The 19,792-nt window shown below is 33.9% G+C and carries 19 protein-coding genes; 10 read left to right on the top strand and 9 right to left on the bottom strand.

Translation table 11 applies throughout. From position 1 onward, the window contains the following. Positions 1–33 precede the first annotated feature (33 nt). A complete protein-coding gene (locus AAGD45_RS01520; RefSeq protein WP_341761695.1) occupies positions 34–501 on the top strand; it encodes a transposase in 468 nt (155 codons plus the stop codon). On the opposite strand, the gene AAGD45_RS01515 is transcribed toward AAGD45_RS01520, so the two are convergent. Further along, the gene (locus AAGD45_RS01515) at positions 498–860 is read right to left on the bottom strand and encodes a hypothetical protein (RefSeq protein WP_341761694.1); all 363 of its coding nucleotides are present in this window, start codon (positions 858–860) and stop codon (positions 498–500) included. The genes AAGD45_RS01520 and AAGD45_RS01515 overlap by 4 nt on opposite strands. Continuing rightward, entirely contained in the window at positions 853–1,512 is a 660-nt protein-coding gene (locus tag AAGD45_RS01510; protein WP_341761693.1) for a hypothetical protein, read from the bottom strand. The genes AAGD45_RS01515 and AAGD45_RS01510 overlap by 8 nt, the downstream gene beginning before the upstream one ends. Before the next feature lie 923 nt (positions 1,513–2,435). Here AAGD45_RS01510 and AAGD45_RS01505 point away from each other — a divergent pair. From AAGD45_RS01505 to AAGD45_RS01490, 4 genes are all read left to right on the top strand, one after another. Then, a complete protein-coding gene (locus AAGD45_RS01505; RefSeq protein WP_341761692.1) occupies positions 2,436–4,607 on the top strand; it encodes a hypothetical protein in 2,172 nt (723 codons plus the stop codon). Positions 4,608–5,077: 470 nt separating this feature from the next. Then, complete coding sequence (gene parC, locus AAGD45_RS01500) at positions 5,078–7,288, top strand: DNA topoisomerase IV subunit A (protein ID WP_341762179.1); 2,211 nt, start codon at positions 5,078–5,080, stop codon at positions 7,286–7,288. 59 nt (positions 7,289–7,347) lie between these two features. Beyond that, the gene (gene cyoE / locus AAGD45_RS01495; RefSeq protein WP_341762178.1) at positions 7,348–8,223 is read left to right on the top strand and encodes a heme o synthase; all 876 of its coding nucleotides are present in this window, start codon (positions 7,348–7,350) and stop codon (positions 8,221–8,223) included. A gap of 343 nt (positions 8,224–8,566) precedes the next feature. Then, a complete protein-coding gene (locus tag AAGD45_RS01490; protein WP_341760848.1) occupies positions 8,567–9,523 on the top strand; it encodes a transposase in 957 nt (318 codons plus the stop codon). 200 nt (positions 9,524–9,723) lie between these two features. Here AAGD45_RS01490 and xth read toward each other — a convergent pair whose 3' ends face one another. The 3 genes from xth to AAGD45_RS01475 all read right to left on the bottom strand — a co-directional run bounded on the left by xth (position 9,724) and on the right by AAGD45_RS01475 (position 12,470). Continuing rightward, complete coding sequence (gene xth, locus AAGD45_RS01485; RefSeq protein ID WP_341761691.1) at positions 9,724–10,503, bottom strand: exodeoxyribonuclease III; 780 nt, start codon at positions 10,501–10,503, stop codon at positions 9,724–9,726. A 207-nt stretch (positions 10,504–10,710) separates the two neighbouring features. Continuing rightward, positions 10,711–11,178: a DUF2269 domain-containing protein gene (locus AAGD45_RS01480; protein ID WP_341761690.1), complete on the bottom strand. Its 468-nt coding sequence runs from the start codon at positions 11,176–11,178 to the stop codon at positions 10,711–10,713. Beyond that, a complete protein-coding gene (locus AAGD45_RS01475) occupies positions 11,178–12,470 on the bottom strand; it encodes an NAD(P)H-binding protein (RefSeq protein ID WP_341761689.1) in 1,293 nt (430 codons plus the stop codon). The genes AAGD45_RS01480 and AAGD45_RS01475 overlap by 1 nt, the downstream gene beginning before the upstream one ends. 300 nt (positions 12,471–12,770) lie before the next feature. On the opposite strand from AAGD45_RS01475, the gene AAGD45_RS01470 reads away from it, so the two are divergent. Continuing rightward, entirely contained in the window at positions 12,771–13,436 is a 666-nt protein-coding gene (locus AAGD45_RS01470) for a bifunctional (p)ppGpp synthetase/guanosine-3',5'-bis(diphosphate) 3'-pyrophosphohydrolase (RefSeq protein ID WP_341761688.1), read from the top strand. A gap of 18 nt (positions 13,437–13,454) precedes the next feature. Continuing rightward, on the top strand, positions 13,455–13,604 hold the full coding sequence (locus tag AAGD45_RS01465) for a hypothetical protein (RefSeq protein ID WP_341761687.1): 150 nt from the start codon (positions 13,455–13,457) through the stop codon (positions 13,602–13,604). 220 nt (positions 13,605–13,824) lie between these two features. Here the strand turns inward: AAGD45_RS01465 and gmk are convergent, their stop codons facing one another. Further along, entirely contained in the window at positions 13,825–14,454 is a 630-nt protein-coding gene (gene gmk / locus AAGD45_RS01460) for a guanylate kinase (RefSeq protein ID WP_341761686.1), read from the bottom strand. Continuing rightward, positions 14,432–14,617 carry a DUF465 domain-containing protein gene (locus AAGD45_RS01455; RefSeq protein WP_341755487.1) on the bottom strand — a complete coding sequence of 62 codons (186 nt, stop codon included), beginning with the start codon at positions 14,615–14,617 and terminating at the stop codon, positions 14,432–14,434. The genes gmk and AAGD45_RS01455 overlap by 23 nt, the downstream gene beginning before the upstream one ends. 117 nt (positions 14,618–14,734) lie before the next feature. On the opposite strand from AAGD45_RS01455, the gene AAGD45_RS01450 reads away from it, so the two are divergent. Continuing rightward, positions 14,735–15,322, top strand: coding sequence for a UbiX family flavin prenyltransferase (locus AAGD45_RS01450; protein ID WP_341761685.1), 588 nt, complete (start codon positions 14,735–14,737; stop codon positions 15,320–15,322). A gap of 59 nt (positions 15,323–15,381) precedes the next feature. Continuing rightward, positions 15,382–15,987, top strand: coding sequence for a carbonic anhydrase (locus tag AAGD45_RS01445; protein WP_341761684.1), 606 nt, complete (start codon positions 15,382–15,384; stop codon positions 15,985–15,987). Positions 15,988–16,436: 449 nt separating this feature from the next. Here the strand turns inward: AAGD45_RS01445 and groL are convergent, their stop codons facing one another. Both groL and AAGD45_RS01430 read right to left on the bottom strand, forming a co-directional pair. After that, the gene (gene groL, locus AAGD45_RS01435) at positions 16,437–18,092 is read right to left on the bottom strand and encodes a chaperonin GroEL (protein ID WP_341761683.1); all 1,656 of its coding nucleotides are present in this window, start codon (positions 18,090–18,092) and stop codon (positions 16,437–16,439) included. 30 nt (positions 18,093–18,122) lie between these two features. Then, complete coding sequence (locus tag AAGD45_RS01430; protein WP_341761682.1) at positions 18,123–18,410, bottom strand: co-chaperone GroES; 288 nt, start codon at positions 18,408–18,410, stop codon at positions 18,123–18,125. A 933-nt stretch (positions 18,411–19,343) separates the two neighbouring features. Between AAGD45_RS01430 and AAGD45_RS01425 the strand changes: the two genes are divergently transcribed. Next, entirely contained in the window at positions 19,344–19,787 is a 444-nt protein-coding gene (locus AAGD45_RS01425) for a hypothetical protein (protein WP_341761681.1), read from the top strand. Positions 19,788–19,792 lie beyond the last annotated feature (5 nt).

The following is a 19,792-nucleotide window of genomic DNA, read 5'->3' as shown; positions in this document are numbered from 1 at the left end:
ATTAGAACAGTTTGTTAGAAGAATGGTGAATATATGTTGTTTAAAGGAAAAAGATATTTGGGTAAGAATTATAAAGGACCTAAAGTATCTGTAGCGGCATTGCGTAATGATCAAGGAGAATTAGTAATCATAGCTACCAATGATAACCCTAATATAGCACTAAATATATATAAAAAAAGATGGGAAATAGAAAATCTTTTTGCTTGCCTTAAAACACGAGGATTTAACTTTGAAAACACCCATATAATACATTTAGATAGAATTAGTAAATTGCTTGGTTTACTTGCTATAGCATTTACTTTTGCTTATGTTGTGGGTCAATGGCAAAATTCTATCAGACCCATAAAGCTTAAAAAACACGGTAGAAAGTCTATCTCCTTATTCAGGTATGGCTTAGATTACTTGCAGAGAATATTTTTGAATATTGAAGAAATGATAGAAGTTATAACAAAATTTATTAAGCCCATAACACCATCTTTACTTCGATTATCACCTTGTTAATCTCTTTGTCCTGTACTGAGTAAATTTTGTTGAAACTCGCTTAATTTTGGTAATCTTGCAACTTTGCAACCCTTGATTGTGTAATATAAAAAACATACTTTATCCAGCTCTCTTAATGCTTCCTCAATGGTCACATTATATTTACCATCCTTAGTTACTCCACAACCCTGTTTCAACTTATTTTTCATATAGTGCCATATTTTTAATGCCAACATACAGACAAATACATGTCCCTTTGTTCTATTGCTTTTCCTTAAAAAAATCGGTCTTACTTCTAGTAATCCCGTCTTCATACTGCTAAAATTCGATTCTACTTCATGTAAATTATGGTAAGCTTTATCAACCAATTCTTTACTCATCAGTTAATAGACCAATCACTATTTGCTTTTTACCCTTCTTTTTATCCCGATTGTACCCATATTCCGCAAGTTCATTCTCTGTTCCTTCGAAATAGCTGGAAGTGACGTCATATAAAAGCATAACAGGCGGCTTGTTATTTTTCTTTTGATAAGTTTTAAATAATTTTAATTCGATCTTTTCTTGGTTTTCTTCTAACCATTCAAGAGCCTGATATAAATGGTTTTCATCAAATAAATCGACAGATAATACATCAGATATCGCATGCGATTTCGCCCATTTCACGCTGGAAAGTCTAGACCCTTGGTGAGCAAAGCGTGCTAAAACCAAAAATAGACTCAATAAAGCTTCTTTGCTTCTAGTGCCAAGAGCCTTAGTAATACCAATTTCATCAGCAATTCTTTTTAGTAGAAAAATAGTCCCAAAACTTTCACCAACCTCAGGAACACCATCTAAACCATCAAATTCACCTTTAAGCATCTTCTTAAAAGCCTCAATGCGTAAATCATCCCAGTTAGTTAAGTTAGCTAGGGTTTTATTTAATACTTTCCCGTCTTCGCGATAAGAGGTACGAAGCAATATTGCAGGACGAGAATTTCTATTTGGAACAGTTGTAATATACATGAAAGAGATTATATCTCTAAATTCTAGCATTGTCAAATAAAAATATCATTTGCATGACTACAAATTTATCGCAGGATTCTTGTAAACCTTATTCTTTAGGTGTTTTAAGCACTTTTTCATCTAGAAGATGAGTAGCGAGGAGGCGATGGAATCGCCGACGTGGCAATCCTTCGAAGTAGCAACCCTTACTTCACAAGATCGCCACGGCATCTAACGCACAACTGTCAAAAGTTTACAAATACCTATACTACAGCGTCATTGCGAGCGAACGTATGTGAGCGTGGCAATCCATTTTGCTAAAATAAAAACATGATTTTAAAAGATTAAAATCATGTTTCTAGCTTTAGAAAGGTTTAAAATGCATTTGCGTTAGCCGCTTTAAGAATGCATTTTTCCTCATATTAAAACCGCTTCCTCTTCTAACTTTCAACAGTTGATGACATCGGAGCTATTAAACCGATGTCTTACATCAATAGTTGAGGTTAACTATACTGAAAAACTTGAAGTATTTGCAAAAATATCATAAGTTACAAAAAAGTTACTATTTATTAGGGTTGTTAATATAATTTTCGTGATGTTATTTGATATTACTTGATTACCGGCTATAAACCTGTCTTAATATACTGAAGACGTCTTGTATCGCTAAATTATGAAAGAGGAAGTTTTGGAAAAAAATTAAGCTAGGAGTATAAATGGAACAAGATATGTATAATTCCTTACTTAATTTTGACAATAAGATTACCTTACAAGAATGAAGTTATGCAAGAGCCTATTTCTACATACTAAAAGTTGTAATACTGGAGTACCAGTAGTACAAACGCTGTCATTCCTGCCGTAGCTCGGATGACAGCTCTGTGTGTAGTACAACTAAAGTTTAACAGCAGGTTTAGATAATATAAAATCTAACTGCTAATAATTAAATAATAAAACAATAAGTATACCAGGAGGATATTATGTCTAAAATAGTTCAGATATTTCAGAAGAAACCTAGTCCAGATAAAGATAAGAGTGCTAGTCTAAGTAGGAACTCTAGCCTAAGAACTAATGGTAATGATACTAGTACTGATCCTGTTTTAGAGGCTAGATTTAAATCTTTACAAGATATGCTTGGAGCTTTTCTAAGGAGTATTAGTAATGATACTAGTACTGGTACTGATCCTATTTTAGAGGCCAATTTTAAATCTGCTCAAGTACGGCTTGGAGCTTTAAATAAAGAATATGGTGATGTACAAAAGATCGGTATGGATCTCGATCAATTCAATTATAGTAAGACTCAGAAGGAATATAAAAAATTACATGACGATATCAAAACCCCTAAGTTTTCTCTAGAAAAGGAACAAAAAGACTCACTATTGTTTGGAATATACCACGGTCTAGCTATTAGTGCCTTCCGAGCAGGTGAGTTTACAGAACATAATAAATATTTATTACATGCGTATAACAGGTATAGTCCTGATAGAGATAAATCTATAATAGGACTAGAAATATGGGTAAAGATATATAAAAATCTTGATAAAGATGTACAAACAAAAGTACCAAGCATTTCTTCACAATGCAATAAGTTATTAAAAGAGGTCGAAACAGACGTTCAGTCACTAATTAAGACTGGAGAATATGACCAAGCTCGTGAAAAAATGAAGTATTTGAATGAAAGTGGCCATAATTTCCAAATATTTGATTTATACTTTAGTACAATAAAAGATCCAAATGAAGCTTTGAAGTATTTTGAAGACAAATCAAAGAAATATAATCTTACACAACGTCAAGATATTCATGATATCCTTAAAAAATGGCAAAATCACCTTATTAACCAAGTTAATGATAAAGAAGTTGCTGCCAAAGCTGCTACCTATGCTTCAAAGTACAACCCAAATCCAACAGTTGCTACGGCATCTGCAGCTCCAGTTGTAAGCCCTGAGGTAAAGAAAGCTGAAAAAGAACTTAAACAAGCTCAAAATCAAGTTGAAAAATTTTCCAATAAGTTAGAGACGGCTCTAACTCGTGCTGAACATCAGGAACAGATAGAGAAACTTGAAGCTAAATACAAAGCTGAATTAAAAGCTGAATTAGAGAAAGCTAACGCTGTATTCAATGCTAAATTAGAGACAATTAAAGCTAAAGCTTCACCTACAAAAGATACTAAAGTGGATGAAGCCGGTGACTTTTCTACTTCTTCAGCTCCACCATCATATAGCGATATCGATATAGCTAGTAGTCCATATTTGCAACTTGCTCAAAATGACACCACAACTCCCACAGTCCCCACAGCTCCCGTAGTTAAGACCGTTACTTCTCTTGACTCAAAGGTTTTAGCTGAGTTAACTGAGTTAGCTCATTTGATTCCGTCGCTTAATTGGCAAGATTCAAAATATAACATTACTAAAGACAAAGTTAAAAAACTTTTGAATGAAGTTATTAAAGAGAATCCTGATGTATATAACACTATAAAGGATTCTAAAATTTTGGTGCTTCTTGCTGACGTTCTTTTGTCTTCAAATAAAATGGAGGAAGCAAGAATAGTTTGTAAAAAGGCTCTTGACGCTGATCCAAATATATGGCAAGCTACCGATGATCAGATAGTTTTGTTAAATTTAGCTGGAGTTCTTTTACCTTCAAATCAACTAAAAGCCGAACAAGTTTATAGTAAAGCTATTAGTGCTCGTATTTATTTTACAGATGCACGTGGTAATTATGAAATGGATGTTAATAAGACTACTATAGTATCCAAGACTGTTGCTCAAGATGGATATAGTGCTGCAGAGAGGGATTGCTTAGTTAAGGTCTGTTTATCTTCCAATAAAGTATATCAGCAAGTACAAGCTGTAGATTGTTACCCACATACAGATTTTGCTAAAAGAGAAGCTATAGCTGGGCAATTAAAACAGTTAGCTAAGCAAATGCTGCTTCCAATATTCCCTAGTTATGCAGCATATACGTTATATTCAAAGGCTTCTTTTGTTCTAAAAGACGATCTAGAATTAAGTCAGGATATGAAAACAACATACGAATATACTCGCCCTTATAATGTTCTGCCTAAATATTCTACTAAATATTCTAATTATTATCCCCCTACTGAAGAATCTACTACATACCTCATCGGTGAGTGTGCTAATAACGATTATTAAGGCTAGTCATAAATAGTGAATAAAGTCCCATAAATTATTCCTCCTACTTCAAAGCCTAACAGCTTTTGAGGTAGGAGGGATAGTTGCTCAGGGTAATTTTAAAATTGGGCTGTTTAAACAGTCCGGCTTTTAAATTGTTCTGTCGCTATCCACAAGCGGCTAGTTTCCACAACTGTCGAAAGTTTACAAACACCTATACCACAGCGTCATTGCGAGCGTAAGCGAAGCAATCTAGGAAACAATCTATAGATAAATGATGTTACTGGATAGTACTTCGCTAATAGACAGTTTTTTAACTTTCAACAGTTATGGGTTGAAGACCAGCAAGGTGATAAATATATTGTTGAAATAGAACTATTAAAAGAAAAAGTATAATTTTTATTATTTAATACCATTTTGCTATTAGTGCTAGCATATATTTAGGATATTATACTAAACATGGAATAAATAATAATAAAAAGTTTTGTATGATAGATAATGCTAAAATAGAAAATATAGATTTTGGTAATGCATTATCAGAGCGTTACCTCTCTTATGCCTTATCAACAATTATGTCAAGATCCTTGCCTGACGTTCGTGATGGGTTAAAACCAGTGCATCGCAGATTATTGTACGGCATGCTCCAATTAAGGTTAGACCCAACCTCTGCCTATAAGAAATGTGCAAGAGTTGTCGGTGATGTAATGGGTAAATATCACCCACATAGTGACGTTGCAGTGTATGATACATTAGTACGTCTTGCACAAAATTTTTCTCTCAGATATCCACTAATTGATGGACAAGGAAATTTTGGTTCTATTGATGGAGATAACGCAGCAGCTATGCGTTATACAGAATCAAGAATGACAGAAATTTGTACCTTATTAATGTCAGATATAGATCAAGATACTGTTGATTTTCGAGCTACATATGATGATTCCGATACCGAACCGGTAGTTCTGCCCGCTATGTTTCCTAATTTACTGGCTAATGGTTCAGAAGGTATAGCAGTTGGAATGGCAACCAGTATACCACCACATAATTTACATGAATTATGTGATGCACTAATACATTTAATTGACCATCCTCAATCAAAGGTTAACGATATTTTGCAATTTGTTAAAGGTCCTGACTTTCCAACGGGTGGAATAATTGTTGATAGAATCGATTCAATCCATCAAGCCTATAGCGTAGGGCGTGGTAGCTTTAGAGTAAGAGCAAGATGGGCAAAGGAAGACCTAAGTTATGGTTTATATCAGATAGTAATTACTGAAATACCTTATCAAGTACAAAAATCTAAACTTATCGAACAAATAGCTGTATTGTTAAAAGACAAAAAAATTCCTTTAATAAGCAATATTAGAGATGAATCTACAGAAGATATAAGATTAATTATTGAACCTAGGGATCGTAATTGTGATCCTAATGTTATTATGGAATCATTATTCAAACTGACAGTTTTAGAGAATAGAATTCAGCTTAATATGAATGTTATAGGTTCAAATAATATTCCTAAAGTAGCTAATATACTGGAAATATTGCAGGAGTTTTTATTACACCGACAAAATATTATTACTCGCAGATCTAAATTTCTTATTGGCAAAATTGAACATAGGTTGGAAGTTCTCAAAGGTCTAAGGATAGCTTACTTAAATTTGGATGACATAATTAAAATTATTCGTGAAGAAGATGAGCCTAAACAAGTAATGATAGCTAAGTTTGGTTTAACTGATGTACAAGTTGAAGCAATTCTTAATACAAGATTGCGATCTTTAAGAAAATTGGAAGAACAAGAAATTATTAACGAGCATAATCTACTTGAAAAAGAGCATGCAAATTTACAGAAAATTCTACAAGATTCAAGTGAATTAAAAAAGATAGTTAAGAAAGAAGTTAAAATGGTACAAACAAAGTTTGGTTTTAGTACTAAACTAGGACTACGCCGAACTAGTTTTGAAGAAGTTAATATTGTTGCTCAAATTGTTGATATTTCAGCTTTCATAGCCAAAGAACCTCTTACCATAATATGTTCCAAGATGGGGTGGATTCGCTCTTTAAAAGGTCATAATAACGATTTATCAACTGTTAAATATAAGGAAGGAGATGCAGAAAATTTTATTTTGGAAGGCTATACTACTGACAAAATTCTTATATTAAGTGCAGCGGGGCGTTTTTTCACTATCCTAGCCGATAATATATTTAAAGGCAAAGGCAATGGAGAATCTATAAAATTGATGATAGATATAGGTAATGAAGAAATAGTAAGCATGTTGGTCTATAAGCCCACCCAAAAACTTTTATTGGCAAGTAGTATTGGCAAAGGCTTTATCATTGATTCAGATGAGGTAGTAGCACAAACTAAACTCGGTAAGCAAATTATGCAAATTCCTGCAAATCATTCCTGTATTGCTTGTGTGCCTGTAGAAGGTGATTGTATAGCTTGTATAGGTGAGAACCGGAAACTACTAGTATTTAAACTAGACGAAATACCAATAATGAAACGAGGACAAGGGGTAATTCTACAAAAGTTCAAAAATGCTAAACTTATGGATGTCAAAATATTTGATAGTAGTTTAGGGCTAAGCTGGAAAGTAGGAGAAAAGATTAGGGTAGAGAAAGATCTTTTACCATTTCTTGGACGACGAGGTTCGGTTGGTAAAATCCCTCCTAGTGGATTCCCTAGAAATAATAAATTTTCTTAAGATAAAGATATATGAATAATTCCTCTAATTATATTAATAGACCTCTTACAAAACTAGAGATGAATACTACTAAAAAAAGCTCTAATAGCTCAGTTATGGACTATATCCTACTCATGAAACCAAGAGTTATGGCACTTGTGGTATTTACTAGCTTTTCTGGTCTATGGCTTGCTCCATACCCCATCCATCCATTTATAGCTTGCATCGCTATGCTCTGTATTACACTTGGAGCTGGTAGTAGTGCAGCTATTAACATGTGGTATGATAGAGATATTGATGCGATAATGAAACGTACACAAAACAGACCTCTAGTTATTGGGGTTATAGAACCACAGGATGCTTTAGCTTTTGGCGTGGTTGTGGGGTTCTTTTCAGTTTTTTTGATGGGGCTTTGTGTTAACCTACTATCTGCTTTATTATTACTAATAACCATATTGTATTATGTCTTCATTTATACCATGTGGCTAAAACGTTCAACAATGCAAAATATAGTTATTGGAGGGGTTGCAGGTGCATTGCCTCCTATGATTGGCTGGACAACAGTAACTAATGAGATTTCACTTTTCTCCTTTTCTTTATTTATGATTATTCTAACCTGGACACCCCCACACTCCTGGGCATTAGCAATTTTTCGCTCAGAAGACTACAAAAATTGTGGTGTCCCGATGATGCCGGTGGTAAAGGGAGAATATTATACTAAGAAGCAAATTCTTGCCTATAGTATAATTATGTTTATTACTTCATTTACGCCCTTTTTTTTAGGAATAAGTAATTTTGTATATTTAGTAACTGCATTTATACTGGGTCTAATTTTTTTATACTATGCTGCCTCTCTGTTTAGTGATAAAGATCATAAACAAGCTAAAAAACTATTTGCCTATTCAATATTTTATCTTTTTAGTATTTTTTTAACATTGGATTTCTCTCGAAACTAGTCCACAACTGTTGAAAGTTAGTAAATACAGCTTTCCTATGCGTCTATTAGCGAGGAGGCTGTAAGACCGACGAAGCAATTGTAAGTTAAAAGTATGATATAATAGATATTGAAGTCAATGTAAATAATGATTTATACTGACTTATAAGGGGGTATTACAGCGATAGTCATTAATAATATAAATGACTATCGCTGTGCAGGCGTGAGCGACCGTGAAGCAATTGGTTTTAAGACCGAATGGATATTGGTACTCTAGCCCAAATCCCCGAAACGTTTGAATAGTTGATTGGGATGCCTTTGCACGCCCGCTTACAATCGTAAACATTAAAAGTCTTCGAGGTATTATGCTATTATATAATAATTTTATCGGTCTTGATATAGGAAAATTCAATTTTGTTGTTGCTATTCATGGAAAAAAAGAAACTAAAGAATATAATAACAACTCTAATGGAATAGCTGATTTTATCAAGGATTACAAAAAAGAGATTAGTTCTGCATTGTGTGTTTTAGAAACTACTGGTGGATATGAAATGGAACTATTACTAACGCTTTGCAATCAGGGTTTTGCTGTACATAGAGCCAATACTCGTAAAGTTAAAAACTTTATTAGGTCTTTTGGTAATGCAGCTAAAACTGACAGTCTTGACGCTAAAGCTCTAGCACTTTATGGTTTTGAACGATCAGAAAGATTAGAGCTATTTAAAGTACAATCTAAGCAAGCTTTAAACTTGTATGAATTAGTAGGACGTAGGAACGATCTTAAACAAATGTTGATTGCAGAAAAAAATAGGTTTCAGTCCCCGAGAGCTGATTTAATCAAGTCTAGTTGTGTTAAAATGATCGAAGTACTAGAAGAACAAATTGCATCTATTACTAAAGAAATAGATGACTTAATAGCAAAAGATAAGCTCTTGCAAGCTAAGAAAGAGACTCTGCAAACTATTAGTGGTATAGGCGCAGTAGTATCTAATGAGCTTATAGCTTTGTTACCTGAACTTGGTACATTGAACCGCAAACAAATAGCATCATTAGTAGGTGTTGCACCAATATCTAATGATAGCGGTAGATATAGCGGATATAGACATACAGGTCATGGTCGAAATTTTGTTAGACCTATGTTGTTTGTAGCTGCTATGGCTGCTAGAAATTCTAACTCTGAACTGAAGGTATTTTATGAGAAATTGATCAATAGAGGAAAAAAGAAAATGGTGGCGATGGTAGCATTAATGCGTAAAATCATTGTGATTGCAAACGCTAAGTTACGTGATTTAACTAGCTCTGCACAAGCAATAAAAATTTAAACCAAATTTATTTAAATTTTTATTGCGAACATAGTTGATCCAGTAACATCATTTATCTATAGATTGTTTCCTAGATTGCTTCGCTTACGCTCGCTAATAGACGCTGTGGTATAGGTATTTGTAAACTTTCAACAGTTGTGCTTTAAACACGACGACGCCAATTCTTGAAGTTCTACCTGAGTATACATCGATATTTGAGGTTAACTAATGATAGCAACAACGGGTATATGATCAGAAGGCTTAATTTTTGTTCGTAAATTATAATGCATGTAACAATCATTTAGATAATCTGCAACATTGCTTGATGCAAGTATCATATCAATACGCATACCTTTATTTTGTTCGAAGCAACCTGCTCTATAATCCCACCAAGAGAATTCTTGCTTAGTAGGATTTGATAATCTATATAAATCCTCAAAACTAGAATTTAAAATAATTCTCAGTCGTTGTTTTTCTTCACTAGTAAAACAAGTAGTATTTTGCAACTCTTTTGCGGAGTATACGTCAATATCAAAAGGAGCAATATTAAAATCTCCTCCAACTATCACCTTAGTATCAAGAGATCTCTTGGATTCGAAGTAATTAATTAAATTGTCATAAAATTCTAATTTCATTTTAAATTTATCACTACCTACCAATGAACCGTTAGGTGCATATAATGAAGTGATACTACAAAAACCTATAGGAGTTTGTAGAGATATTTCTATAATCCGTGCTTGATTAGTACAATTAATACCCGGAAAGTCTTTTACCACTTCATCAGCTGGAAACTTTGATAAGATAGCCACACCATTATAGGATTTCTGACCATACACATAGAAATTATACGCTAGATCTGATAGTTCATCAAAAGGAAACTTATCAGTCTCACACTTGATTTCTTGTAACAAAACAATGTCTGGATCTACTTCTGTTAAAAAGTCCCGTAAATGTTGTAGTCTTATTCTTATAGAATTAATATTCCAAGTAGCTATTTTCATTTCTAATTCTTATCCCAAATTGGCTTTAATATTAGTAAATACACCTTCTCTACACGTCATTGCGAGCGAATGTACATGAGCGTGGCAATCCATGAAGCTTGTCATATGAATTGCTTCGTCGACCTACGGCCTCCTCGCAATGACATGATTTAACAATCAGATGCAGAGCAGCCTCAAATCTGATTGTTTCGATAATTTCACCGAATTTTACATCGGCTTAAAAACCATTAAAAAGAAAATAATAACTAGGCTGATAAATGCTGGCCAGCCAAGATAAAACCATAAATTAAATAATTTATAATACTGTGCTGGTAATTGCTCATTATTTTTTAATGTTCTGACTGCAATATTCCGTAATTGTATTTGAATCCATACTACTGGTAGCCAACATGCTCCTGTAATAGCGTATCCTAAATAAGTTAAAACAAGCCATAAATCAAAGAAATCATATCCAACTATATTGATTAATATTATGCCGCTAATTGGTTGAATAATAGCGCTAGTGGTAGTAAAGAGAAAATCGGCAATAACCGTAGTACGTGCTGCATAAACTTTGGCTGCTAAATCCCCGGTTTTATTTGCCCACCACATAAAAAAAGCAATACCAATACCTGTACCAAACAAAATAGTAGAGCTAATGATGTGAATAGTTTTGACGACAGAATACCAATCCATTATTTATCCTTTTCTATAGCAAGTAAGACAAGAGTAAGAAGTATTATAGGAATATTTTTAGTAAGTGACCCCAAGGGTTCTAGCCATAAATCAGGTTTAAGAAAGGTTAGAAAAAATGTATAAGCTAGCATTAATAAAATCTGTAGTATACATACCCCTATAATTCTTGGCTTGATAATCATTAGAGTTCCAAGAATTATATCAGCAAGACAGCTTGAATATAACATAACTTGTGCAATTGGCTTGCTAAATCCTAACTCTGTTATTATTTTCAGACCTCGTTCTGAAGTAAAAACCCCCGTAATGACGCCTGTCATAATCCAAAATAAACCTAAAATGATTTTTAATAGTGGTTTCAACAAAAAAAGTCTTGCATGCCATAGTGATTGGACAGTAAGAGGTTCAGTGGCTAATCCTTGCTCAAAACTTCTTGGAACGACAGAAGTAAAATTGATAAAATCTTTCTTATCTGCAATATTCGGTTGTAATAACATATTATATGAAGTGCTATTAAGTGGTCCTATACTAAAAAAGTCTCCTAACTTAGCTGCAATTCTAATGAATATTAAAGGAACCTTTATTAGTTTGGCAGGACCTAAACCAAGCCAGCTCCTAAAATTAATCAATATATCTTTTACTGTAACTATTTTTGGACCAACTATTTTTAATACTCTACAAATTTTCCCTTCTCTTTTAGTGCAATTAACAACCACTTTAGTTAAGTCATCCATATGTATGGGTTGAAATTGTTGTGATCCATCTCCTATTAAAGGAATAAACCAAGGTAAAGCTGAAAGAGATCTAAATAATGAAGTGCCTCCATAACAACCACTTGTATACACAAGCGATGGTTGTAAAATTACCCAATCAATATTTTCTAAAGTTTTTAAATAATTGTCAATTTTTTTCTTTGTTACAGCATAGTCAGTAGTTTTCTCATTATCTATACCAAGAGCTGAAATATGAATAATTCTTTTTACTTTAGCTAAAATACATGCATCAAATAAAGCTTTTGGACCAAAGAAATGAACATTCTCTATTTTGTTGTTATTAGTTGAAGTTAACACTCCGGATACATTAATGACTACATCAATATTTTGTAAATTGTTAAGCCACTTTTGTTGATCAGTATCATTGTTAAAATCACAAGCTAAAATTTCTAGGTTAGGAAATTTTCTTTTAGTAGCTTTTATATCTCTAACTGCACAAACTACATCATGATTATCTTTTAATAACTCAGCGGTGATATATGAACCAATAAAACCATTAGCACCTACTACTAAAACTTTCACCCTATCCTCTCTATAACATAGCAAATTCAAATCAACTGATTGTATAATAACATAAAATAACTAAACACTAAGTACATTAATCTCAATTCGATATAAAAATTATTTAACAAATTATATCATTTGGAAGCTCTTTCTTATTTATAAATTAATAATTTGATCTTGACAGGGTAATAGTTTTTATTAATATTACAGGTATATTCGATGCTTTTGAAGAATTGCCTTCGTAAATACTTGCGAATTCTTGATAGTAAAGTATATATAATAATCTAAATCAATAATTAAAGTAACAGTATGCATTTTATGTTATACGAGGATATTGATAATTTACACAATATCACTGATATTATTAGTACTAAATTGCAAGAGAATTTTATAGTAGCGAAGATATCTTGCAGATTAAAAGACCCTTATTCTATCGTAAAGAAGTTGGTAAGAAAAGGTATTGGTTTTTATCAATTAACTGACCTCATTGCTTTTAGAATTATAGTTGATACGCTAGAAGACTGTTATAAAGTACTGGATATTATTAATGATATATATCCTAGTAACCATGAAAAATATAAAGACTATATTGTTAATCCCAAAGATAACGGCTATAGTTCCTTGCATATTGTGACTACTATTGGTACATCTAGACGTAATGTGGAAATACAAGTACGGACTAGTCAAATGCATGATATAGCAGAGTTTGGCATCGCTAATCATGGTGAATATAAAGAAGCACAAGAAGCAAGGATAAAAAAATTATTTTCTCCAGAATTACTTAATATAATTGTTCTTCACATCGGACTAAATAATTTATATAAACTTTTTGAACAATTTAATTGGACTATGTCTGAACTGGTTGCTTACGAACAAGAAATTAAAAATTTTTGGGATAATTTTCAAGATAACTTGCAAACAATACAAGAACAATTTATAAAAGAAATAAATAATGTAGAACCGTTAGAGAGAAATTTTGTCTAATTAATCCAAGGTTGGCGGTTGGCTATAGTCAATTCAGGAGGATTTGGTGCTAGGAGCGATGGAGCGACGCCTATATGTAATAGGCGAGCATGTAATAGGCGAGCGACGAGTGACGACGTCACCAACTTCTCATCAATTGACTATAACTCTATAAATATTTGTGGGTAATAGTAAACTCTACTGTCTAGAATAACGTCCATAACTGTCGAAAGTTAAGAAATCGTCATTGCGATGAGCTTTGTAAGCCCTAAACCGTCTATTAGCGAGGAGTCACTGTAAGCGACGACGTGGCAATCTTGTGAAGAAGAGTTTACTTCATAAGATCGCCACGGCGTCTGTCAACGCCTCGCGATGACGATTTTTAACTTTCAACAGTTATGGGATAACATCAGAGTTGGTCATGCCAATCATTATAAAACTTGCCTAAATCAAGTCTTATTCTTTTCGATCGCTCAGCAGTGATTATAGAATATATTGTTTCAAGAGTGGTATCAAAATCATCGTTAATAACCACGTAATCATATTGTTTGGCATAATACACTTCTTTAGTAGCCAATTTCATACGCAACTTTATTGATTCTTTACTATCTTGCCCTCTATTTTTAATTCGTTGTTGCAAAATACTAGGACTCGGTGGCAAAATAAAAATTGCAATTACATTTGGCAAGGTTTTTTTTATTAGCTTTGTACCTTGCCAATCTATATCAAACAAAACATCTAACCCTTGACTTAGTAAGTCTTCTACAACTTTTTTAGGTGTTCCATAATAATTATTGTAAATATTTGCATATTCAAGAAATGCATCTTGCTCAATTAATTTATTAAATTCCTCTTTGGTCTTGAAATAGTAACTTACTCCATCAACTTCATCTGTTCTTGACCTTCTAGTAGTTGCAGAAACGGACAATCTAAGATTACTATCAATTTTTAAAACTGCTCTAGCTAAGCTAGATTTACCAGTAGCCGAGGGCGAAGACAAAATAATAGCTAATCCTTTACTTCTGAGAGATAGTAGCATTCTTGGTGAAACCTTTATATAGCAATAGAATTTTATCTTTTAATATTAATTTTTGTTTCTTTAACTGCCTGACTTTAGTATTATCTTGCAAATGCAAAAATCCGGTATTTATTAGTCTTTCTAAATCATTATGTTTTTTTTGTAAACTTTGTATGTGGCTCATGAGACTCATTTGCAAACTCCATAATCAGTTAAAAGCTTGGTTTTTTAGCTTGGTTTTTTGTAAACCAAGCATCATTTTAATATAAGCAAACACACTTTGAAAGGAAAAAATATAGCTATGACTAGCGATAATAAAAAAAAATTGCTTGTGGCAATCTCTGGAGCTTCTGGAGCAATATATGGTATAAGGTTACTTGAGATTCTGAGGCAGATAAATATTGAGAGTCATCTAATTATTTCAAAATCTGCTCATCTTACCATATTACATGAGACGAATTATTCCATAGAACAAGTAAAAGATTTAGCAGATTACTGTTACAATCTTTCTGATATTGGTGCTAGGGTTGCTTGCGGTGCTTTTAGGACATTTGGCATGATAATAGCCCCATGTAGCATGAGAACTCTTGCATCAATTGCTGGCAGTATTGAGAATAATTTAATCAGTAGAGCAGCAGGGGTTACACTAAAAGAACGAAGAAAACTGGTGTTGATGATAAGAGAGACTCCTTTACATCTAGGTCATTTAGAAAATATGTTAAAAGTAACGAATTATGGTGGGATAATTGCACCTCCAGTACCTGCTTTTTATAGTTTACCTAAAACCTTGGATGACATGATAAATTATTCAATTTCGCGGGTTCTTGATATTTTTGATATTAATACTGATTTAATAAAACGTTGGGATGGTATGCCTACAAAAATTTAAAATCTATTAGTGCTTGAAAAATATCTGCTATAATTGCAGTGACGTCTTGAGGGTCATATATGCAACAAAGTTTTGAAAAAATACTAAAAGGCTATCAGCTATTTAGAAAAAAATATGCTTATGGTAATAAATCTATTATGCAGAGTCTATCCCGGGATGGTCAACAACCAAAGATTATGGTGGTTGCTTGTTGTGATGCACGAGTAGATCCGGCATTAATAGTACAATGTGATCCAGGGGATTTATTTGTTGTACGTAATGTAGCAAATATTGTGCCTCCTTACGAAAAAGATGGATCTCATCATGGCACAAGTGCTGCCTTAGAGTTTGGAATATGCTTTTTGAAAGTTGAACACTTAATTATATTAGGACATAGCCAATGTGGAGGAATTCAAGAATTATTAAATAGTGACGATAGAGTGCAGAATGATTTTATAACCAACTGGGTCTCTCTGATAAAAACACCTAATTTTAGACATCATAATGCTGATGATTATACAAAATTAGCACTTAAACAATCACATCAAAATTGTATGACGTTTCCATGGATTAATAAACTAGTGACCAAGAAAGAGCTAACTATTCATTTATGGTTTTTTGATATAAAAACTGGACAAATTTTTACTTATTCTGATAAGCAACAAACATATCTACCCCTTGCTTAGGTTCTTGAGCATACTTAGGTATACTCGGTGAACTTCAAGAATTGGCGTCGTCGTGTCTAAAGATCTCCGCTGCTCGACTTTGACACTCCTAGCTCTTCTTGAAGTTGACCTTCGTCTACCCAACTCTTGAAATCATAGCAGCATAAAAAGATTCCCGCGACCTAAAGATCGAATGCAGTCATGTATCCGGCTTATAGCAAAGTAAATTTTATTAGACTTCTTTCGAAACTCTACTTCTGCTGGTGATTTGTACGTCGATGCGGTACTCGAATCCTCACATACATTAGAGTACGCTGCGGGTCGAGGTTCCGCGTCTCCTTCACACCCTTGCGCATAAGCGAGTTTCGAAAGAAGTCTAATGCACTTTTCCTTGTATTAAAGCCAATTCAGGATAAGAATTAACTAATTCTTATCCTGAATTGGGGTTTATTCGTATGAAGAAATGAGCGTTAGAAGTCCATACCGCCCATGCCGCCCATACCACCACCCATGCCACCACGTGGCATAGCAGGTTCATCTTTATCAGTTGGTTCATCAATAATAAATGCTTCAGTAGTAATAATTAAAGAAGCAACTGATGCTGCATCTTGCAAAGCTGTACGTACAACTTTTGTTGGATCGATAATACCAGCCTTAATCATATCAACATAAGTCATGTCTTGAGCATTGAAGCCAAAATGTTTGTCTTTACTATCATTAAGTTTTCCAACTACAATAGCTCCTTCCACACCAGCATTTTCTGCGATTTGTTTTACTGGAGCTTGCAATGCCTTCTTAACTATGTTAATACCAGCCTGTTGATCTTCGTTAGTATTTTTTAACGATTCTAAAGCTTTTGCTGCATAGAAAAGAGTGACCCCACCCCCTGCAACAACACCTTCTTCTACTGCAGCTCTAGTAGCATGCAGGGCATCCTCGACACGATCTTTCCTTTCTTTTACTTCAACTTCGGTAGTACCACCAACTTTTAAGACAGCTACACCACCAGCAAGTTTAGCCAAACGCTCTTGTAATTTTTCTTTATCGTACTCTGAAGTAGATTCATCAATTTGTTTACGAATTTGTGAACAACGAGTAGCGATATCCGCCTTACTGCCAACACCATCAATTATGACAGTATTTTCTTTAGAGATGGTAACTTTTTTAGCAGTACCCAACATTTTGATATTAACATTCTCAAGCTTCATACCAAGATCTTCGCTGATAAGCTGACCATTGGTTAAAATAGATATATCTTCCATCATGAGTTTTTTTCTATCTCCAAAGCCAGGAGCTTTAACTGCCGCAACTTTTAACCCACCACGTAATTTATTTACTACTAGAGTAGCCAGTGCTTCTCCTTCTACATCTTCAGCGATTATAAGTAAAGGACGTCCTGATTGCATTACCGCTTCAAGTACTGGTAACATTTGTTGTAAATTTGATAATTTCTTTTCAAATAGTAGGATAAAAGGATTTTCCAATTCTGCTACCATCTTTTCAGAATTAGTAACAAAATATGGTGATAGATAACCTCTATCAAACATCATACCTTCAACTACATCTACTTCGAAACTAAAATTCTTGGCTTCTTCGACGGTAATTACTCCCTCTTTGCCTACTTTTTCCATAGCCATGGCAATCTTTTCACCAATTTCTTTATCACCATTTGACGAAATAGTACCAACTTGAGCAATCTCCTCTTGGCTACTGATCTTTTTACTTGCTTTCCTAATTTCTTCAACTACTAGGTTAACCGCTGAGTCTATACCGCGTTTTATATCCATAGGATTAAAACCGGCTGCTACGGCTTTATTGCCTTCTCTTGCTATTGCTTGAGTTAGCACAGTTGCGGTAGTTGTTCCATCACCAGCAACATCAGATGTTTTGCTAGCCACAGATTTCACTAATTGAGCTCCCAAATTCTGAGCTTTGTCTTTTAGTTCAATGGCTTTTGCAACAGTTACACCGTCTTTGGTTAGCCTTGGTGCTCCAAATGATTGTTCAATTGCAACATTTCTACCTTTTGGACCTAATGTTACTTTTACGGTATCAGCTAAAATATCAATACCTTTTAGCATTTGTTCACGTGCATGTAAGCCGTGTTTTATTAATTTTGCTGCCATATATATATTCTCCTTACAATAAATAAATTATTAACCAATTATGCCCATGACATCACTTTCTTTCATAATGACCAAATCTAAACCATCAACTTTTACTTCAGTGCCAGCCCATTTGCCATAAAGTACTTTATCTCCTACTTTTATTTCTAATGGATGGACAGTACCATTCTCACTTCTTGTTCCCTTACCTACAGCTACTACTTCACCTTGTATTGGTTTTTCCTTTGCTGTATCAGGAATAATAATTCCTCCACTTGTTTTTTCTTCTTGTTGAATTGGTTTTACCGCAATTCTATCGTGCAATGGTCTAAAAGACATTCTTACCTCCATAGATTTAATACTTAATAATGTGTATTCTATATATGCTTGACTTTGTAACAGTTCAAGGGGTAAAAAGAAAAATTTTTAAGAATAATTGCTGTGAGCAAATTGTGTGTAATACTCGATAATCAAGTTTTTCCTTAACCGTCATAGCAAGGCTCTTTAGATGCCGTGGCGATCCAAGTAAACAGTGAAGCTGTTTTTTTAGAGTAACGCTTCGCGTATACTGGATTGCCACAACTGTCGAAAGTTCAACAAACGTCATTGCGAGGAGACCGTAGGTCGACGAAGCAATTGTAAGTTAAAAGTATGATATAATAGATATTGAAGTCAATGTAAATAATGATTTATACTGACTTATAAGGGGGTATTACAGCGATAGTCATTAATAATATCCATATGACAAGCTTCATGGATTGCCGCGCTCACGTACGTTCGCTCGCAATGACGGTTTAGGGCTGACAACGCTCCTTGCAATGACGTTTGTTGAACTTTCGACAGTTGTGACTGGATTGCCGCGTCGCCGCTTTTTCGCGGCTTCTCGCTAATAGACGTATTTTTTAATAATTCTAAAAAACTTGATTATCGAGTAATACCTTTTTTATCCTCGCATAAGTTTTTCTATTATTGACTTTATAGGAGTATAGTTTAAAATTAAAAATGAAGTAACTGCAAAGTTACTTTGGGGCGTAGAAACCTGTAATCCGTTGTGGTTAAGCATCAACCATAAAATGATGCATCCTTGACTTTCTTTACGGTCGGGGAGATGTTAGCTATGTCCAAGGCTTAAAGTGTAAACTTTAAGCCTAAAGGCTAACATGGCTGTCAACGGCAGTTTTTCTAACCCCCCGATCGCCAAAGTAATCTCTCAAGGTTCTTTGGTGGTTAAAACTTGATAACTTTAAGTTTAATCATAAAGGGGATACTGCTATGACATATACAACAACTTTACCTTCTGAAGCAATCATCTTTCTTGATCCAGCTTATGACCATCCTAAGGATCTAAAACTTAGAGATGATGTTAGTGCTACTAGTGAACAAGATGGATTAAGCATAGTTGAAATTATCGAATCTAAAGGACCTTATGACCACAGTACTTTTGGTAAGTTAATCCGCCGAGTAATGAGCTGCAATAATAAGCCTGTCACCATCCTAATTAACGAAGATATACGGCATACAACAATTAACACTCTACTTTGGTCTGTACTTGGTACTTTGTCATCTGCCGGTCTAATTACCGTTACTACTTACGAAAGATCCTATAACAAAATACTCTTGCAAAAGGTAAATATAGAGGATGATTATTTTTTATACGTGGCTGCTACTTATTGTAAAAACCATTATAAATTTGCTAATGAACTATTAAATATTTAATACAG

It is taken from the genome of Candidatus Tisiphia endosymbiont of Thecophora atra, from assembly GCF_964026395.1.
GTDB lineage: Bacteria > Pseudomonadota > Alphaproteobacteria > Rickettsiales > Rickettsiaceae > Tisiphia.
This window is presented reverse-complemented; position numbering and strand designations above follow the sequence as displayed.

Excerpts from the sequence above, each read along its gene's own strand:
- AAGD45_RS01520 (WP_341761695.1), top strand. The coding sequence starts at position 34 with ATGTTGTTTAAAGGAAAAAGATATTTGGGTAAGAATTATAAAGGACCT.
- AAGD45_RS01515 (WP_341761694.1), bottom strand. The coding sequence starts at position 860 with ATGAGTAAAGAATTGGTTGATAAAGCTTACCATAATTTACATGAAGTA.
- AAGD45_RS01510 (WP_341761693.1), bottom strand. The coding sequence starts at position 1,512 with ATGCTAGAATTTAGAGATATAATCTCTTTCATGTATATTACAACTGTT.
- AAGD45_RS01505 (WP_341761692.1), top strand. The coding sequence starts at position 2,436 with ATGTCTAAAATAGTTCAGATATTTCAGAAGAAACCTAGTCCAGATAAA.
- cyoE (WP_341762178.1), top strand. The coding sequence starts at position 7,348 with ATGAATACTACTAAAAAAAGCTCTAATAGCTCAGTTATGGACTATATC.
- AAGD45_RS01490 (WP_341760848.1), top strand. The coding sequence starts at position 8,567 with ATGCTATTATATAATAATTTTATCGGTCTTGATATAGGAAAATTCAAT.
- xth (WP_341761691.1), bottom strand. The coding sequence starts at position 10,503 with ATGAAAATAGCTACTTGGAATATTAATTCTATAAGAATAAGACTACAA.
- AAGD45_RS01480 (WP_341761690.1), bottom strand. The coding sequence starts at position 11,178 with ATGGATTGGTATTCTGTCGTCAAAACTATTCACATCATTAGCTCTACT.
- AAGD45_RS01470 (WP_341761688.1), top strand. The coding sequence starts at position 12,771 with ATGTTATACGAGGATATTGATAATTTACACAATATCACTGATATTATT.
- gmk (WP_341761686.1), bottom strand. The coding sequence starts at position 14,454 with ATGCTACTATCTCTCAGAAGTAAAGGATTAGCTATTATTTTGTCTTCG.
- AAGD45_RS01455 (WP_341755487.1), bottom strand. The coding sequence starts at position 14,617 with ATGAGCCACATACAAAGTTTACAAAAAAAACATAATGATTTAGAAAGA.
- AAGD45_RS01450 (WP_341761685.1), top strand. The coding sequence starts at position 14,735 with ATGACTAGCGATAATAAAAAAAAATTGCTTGTGGCAATCTCTGGAGCT.
- AAGD45_RS01445 (WP_341761684.1), top strand. The coding sequence starts at position 15,382 with ATGCAACAAAGTTTTGAAAAAATACTAAAAGGCTATCAGCTATTTAGA.
- groL (WP_341761683.1), bottom strand. The coding sequence starts at position 18,092 with ATGGCAGCAAAATTAATAAAACACGGCTTACATGCACGTGAACAAATG.
- AAGD45_RS01430 (WP_341761682.1), bottom strand. The coding sequence starts at position 18,410 with ATGTCTTTTAGACCATTGCACGATAGAATTGCGGTAAAACCAATTCAA.
- AAGD45_RS01425 (WP_341761681.1), top strand. The coding sequence starts at position 19,344 with ATGACATATACAACAACTTTACCTTCTGAAGCAATCATCTTTCTTGAT.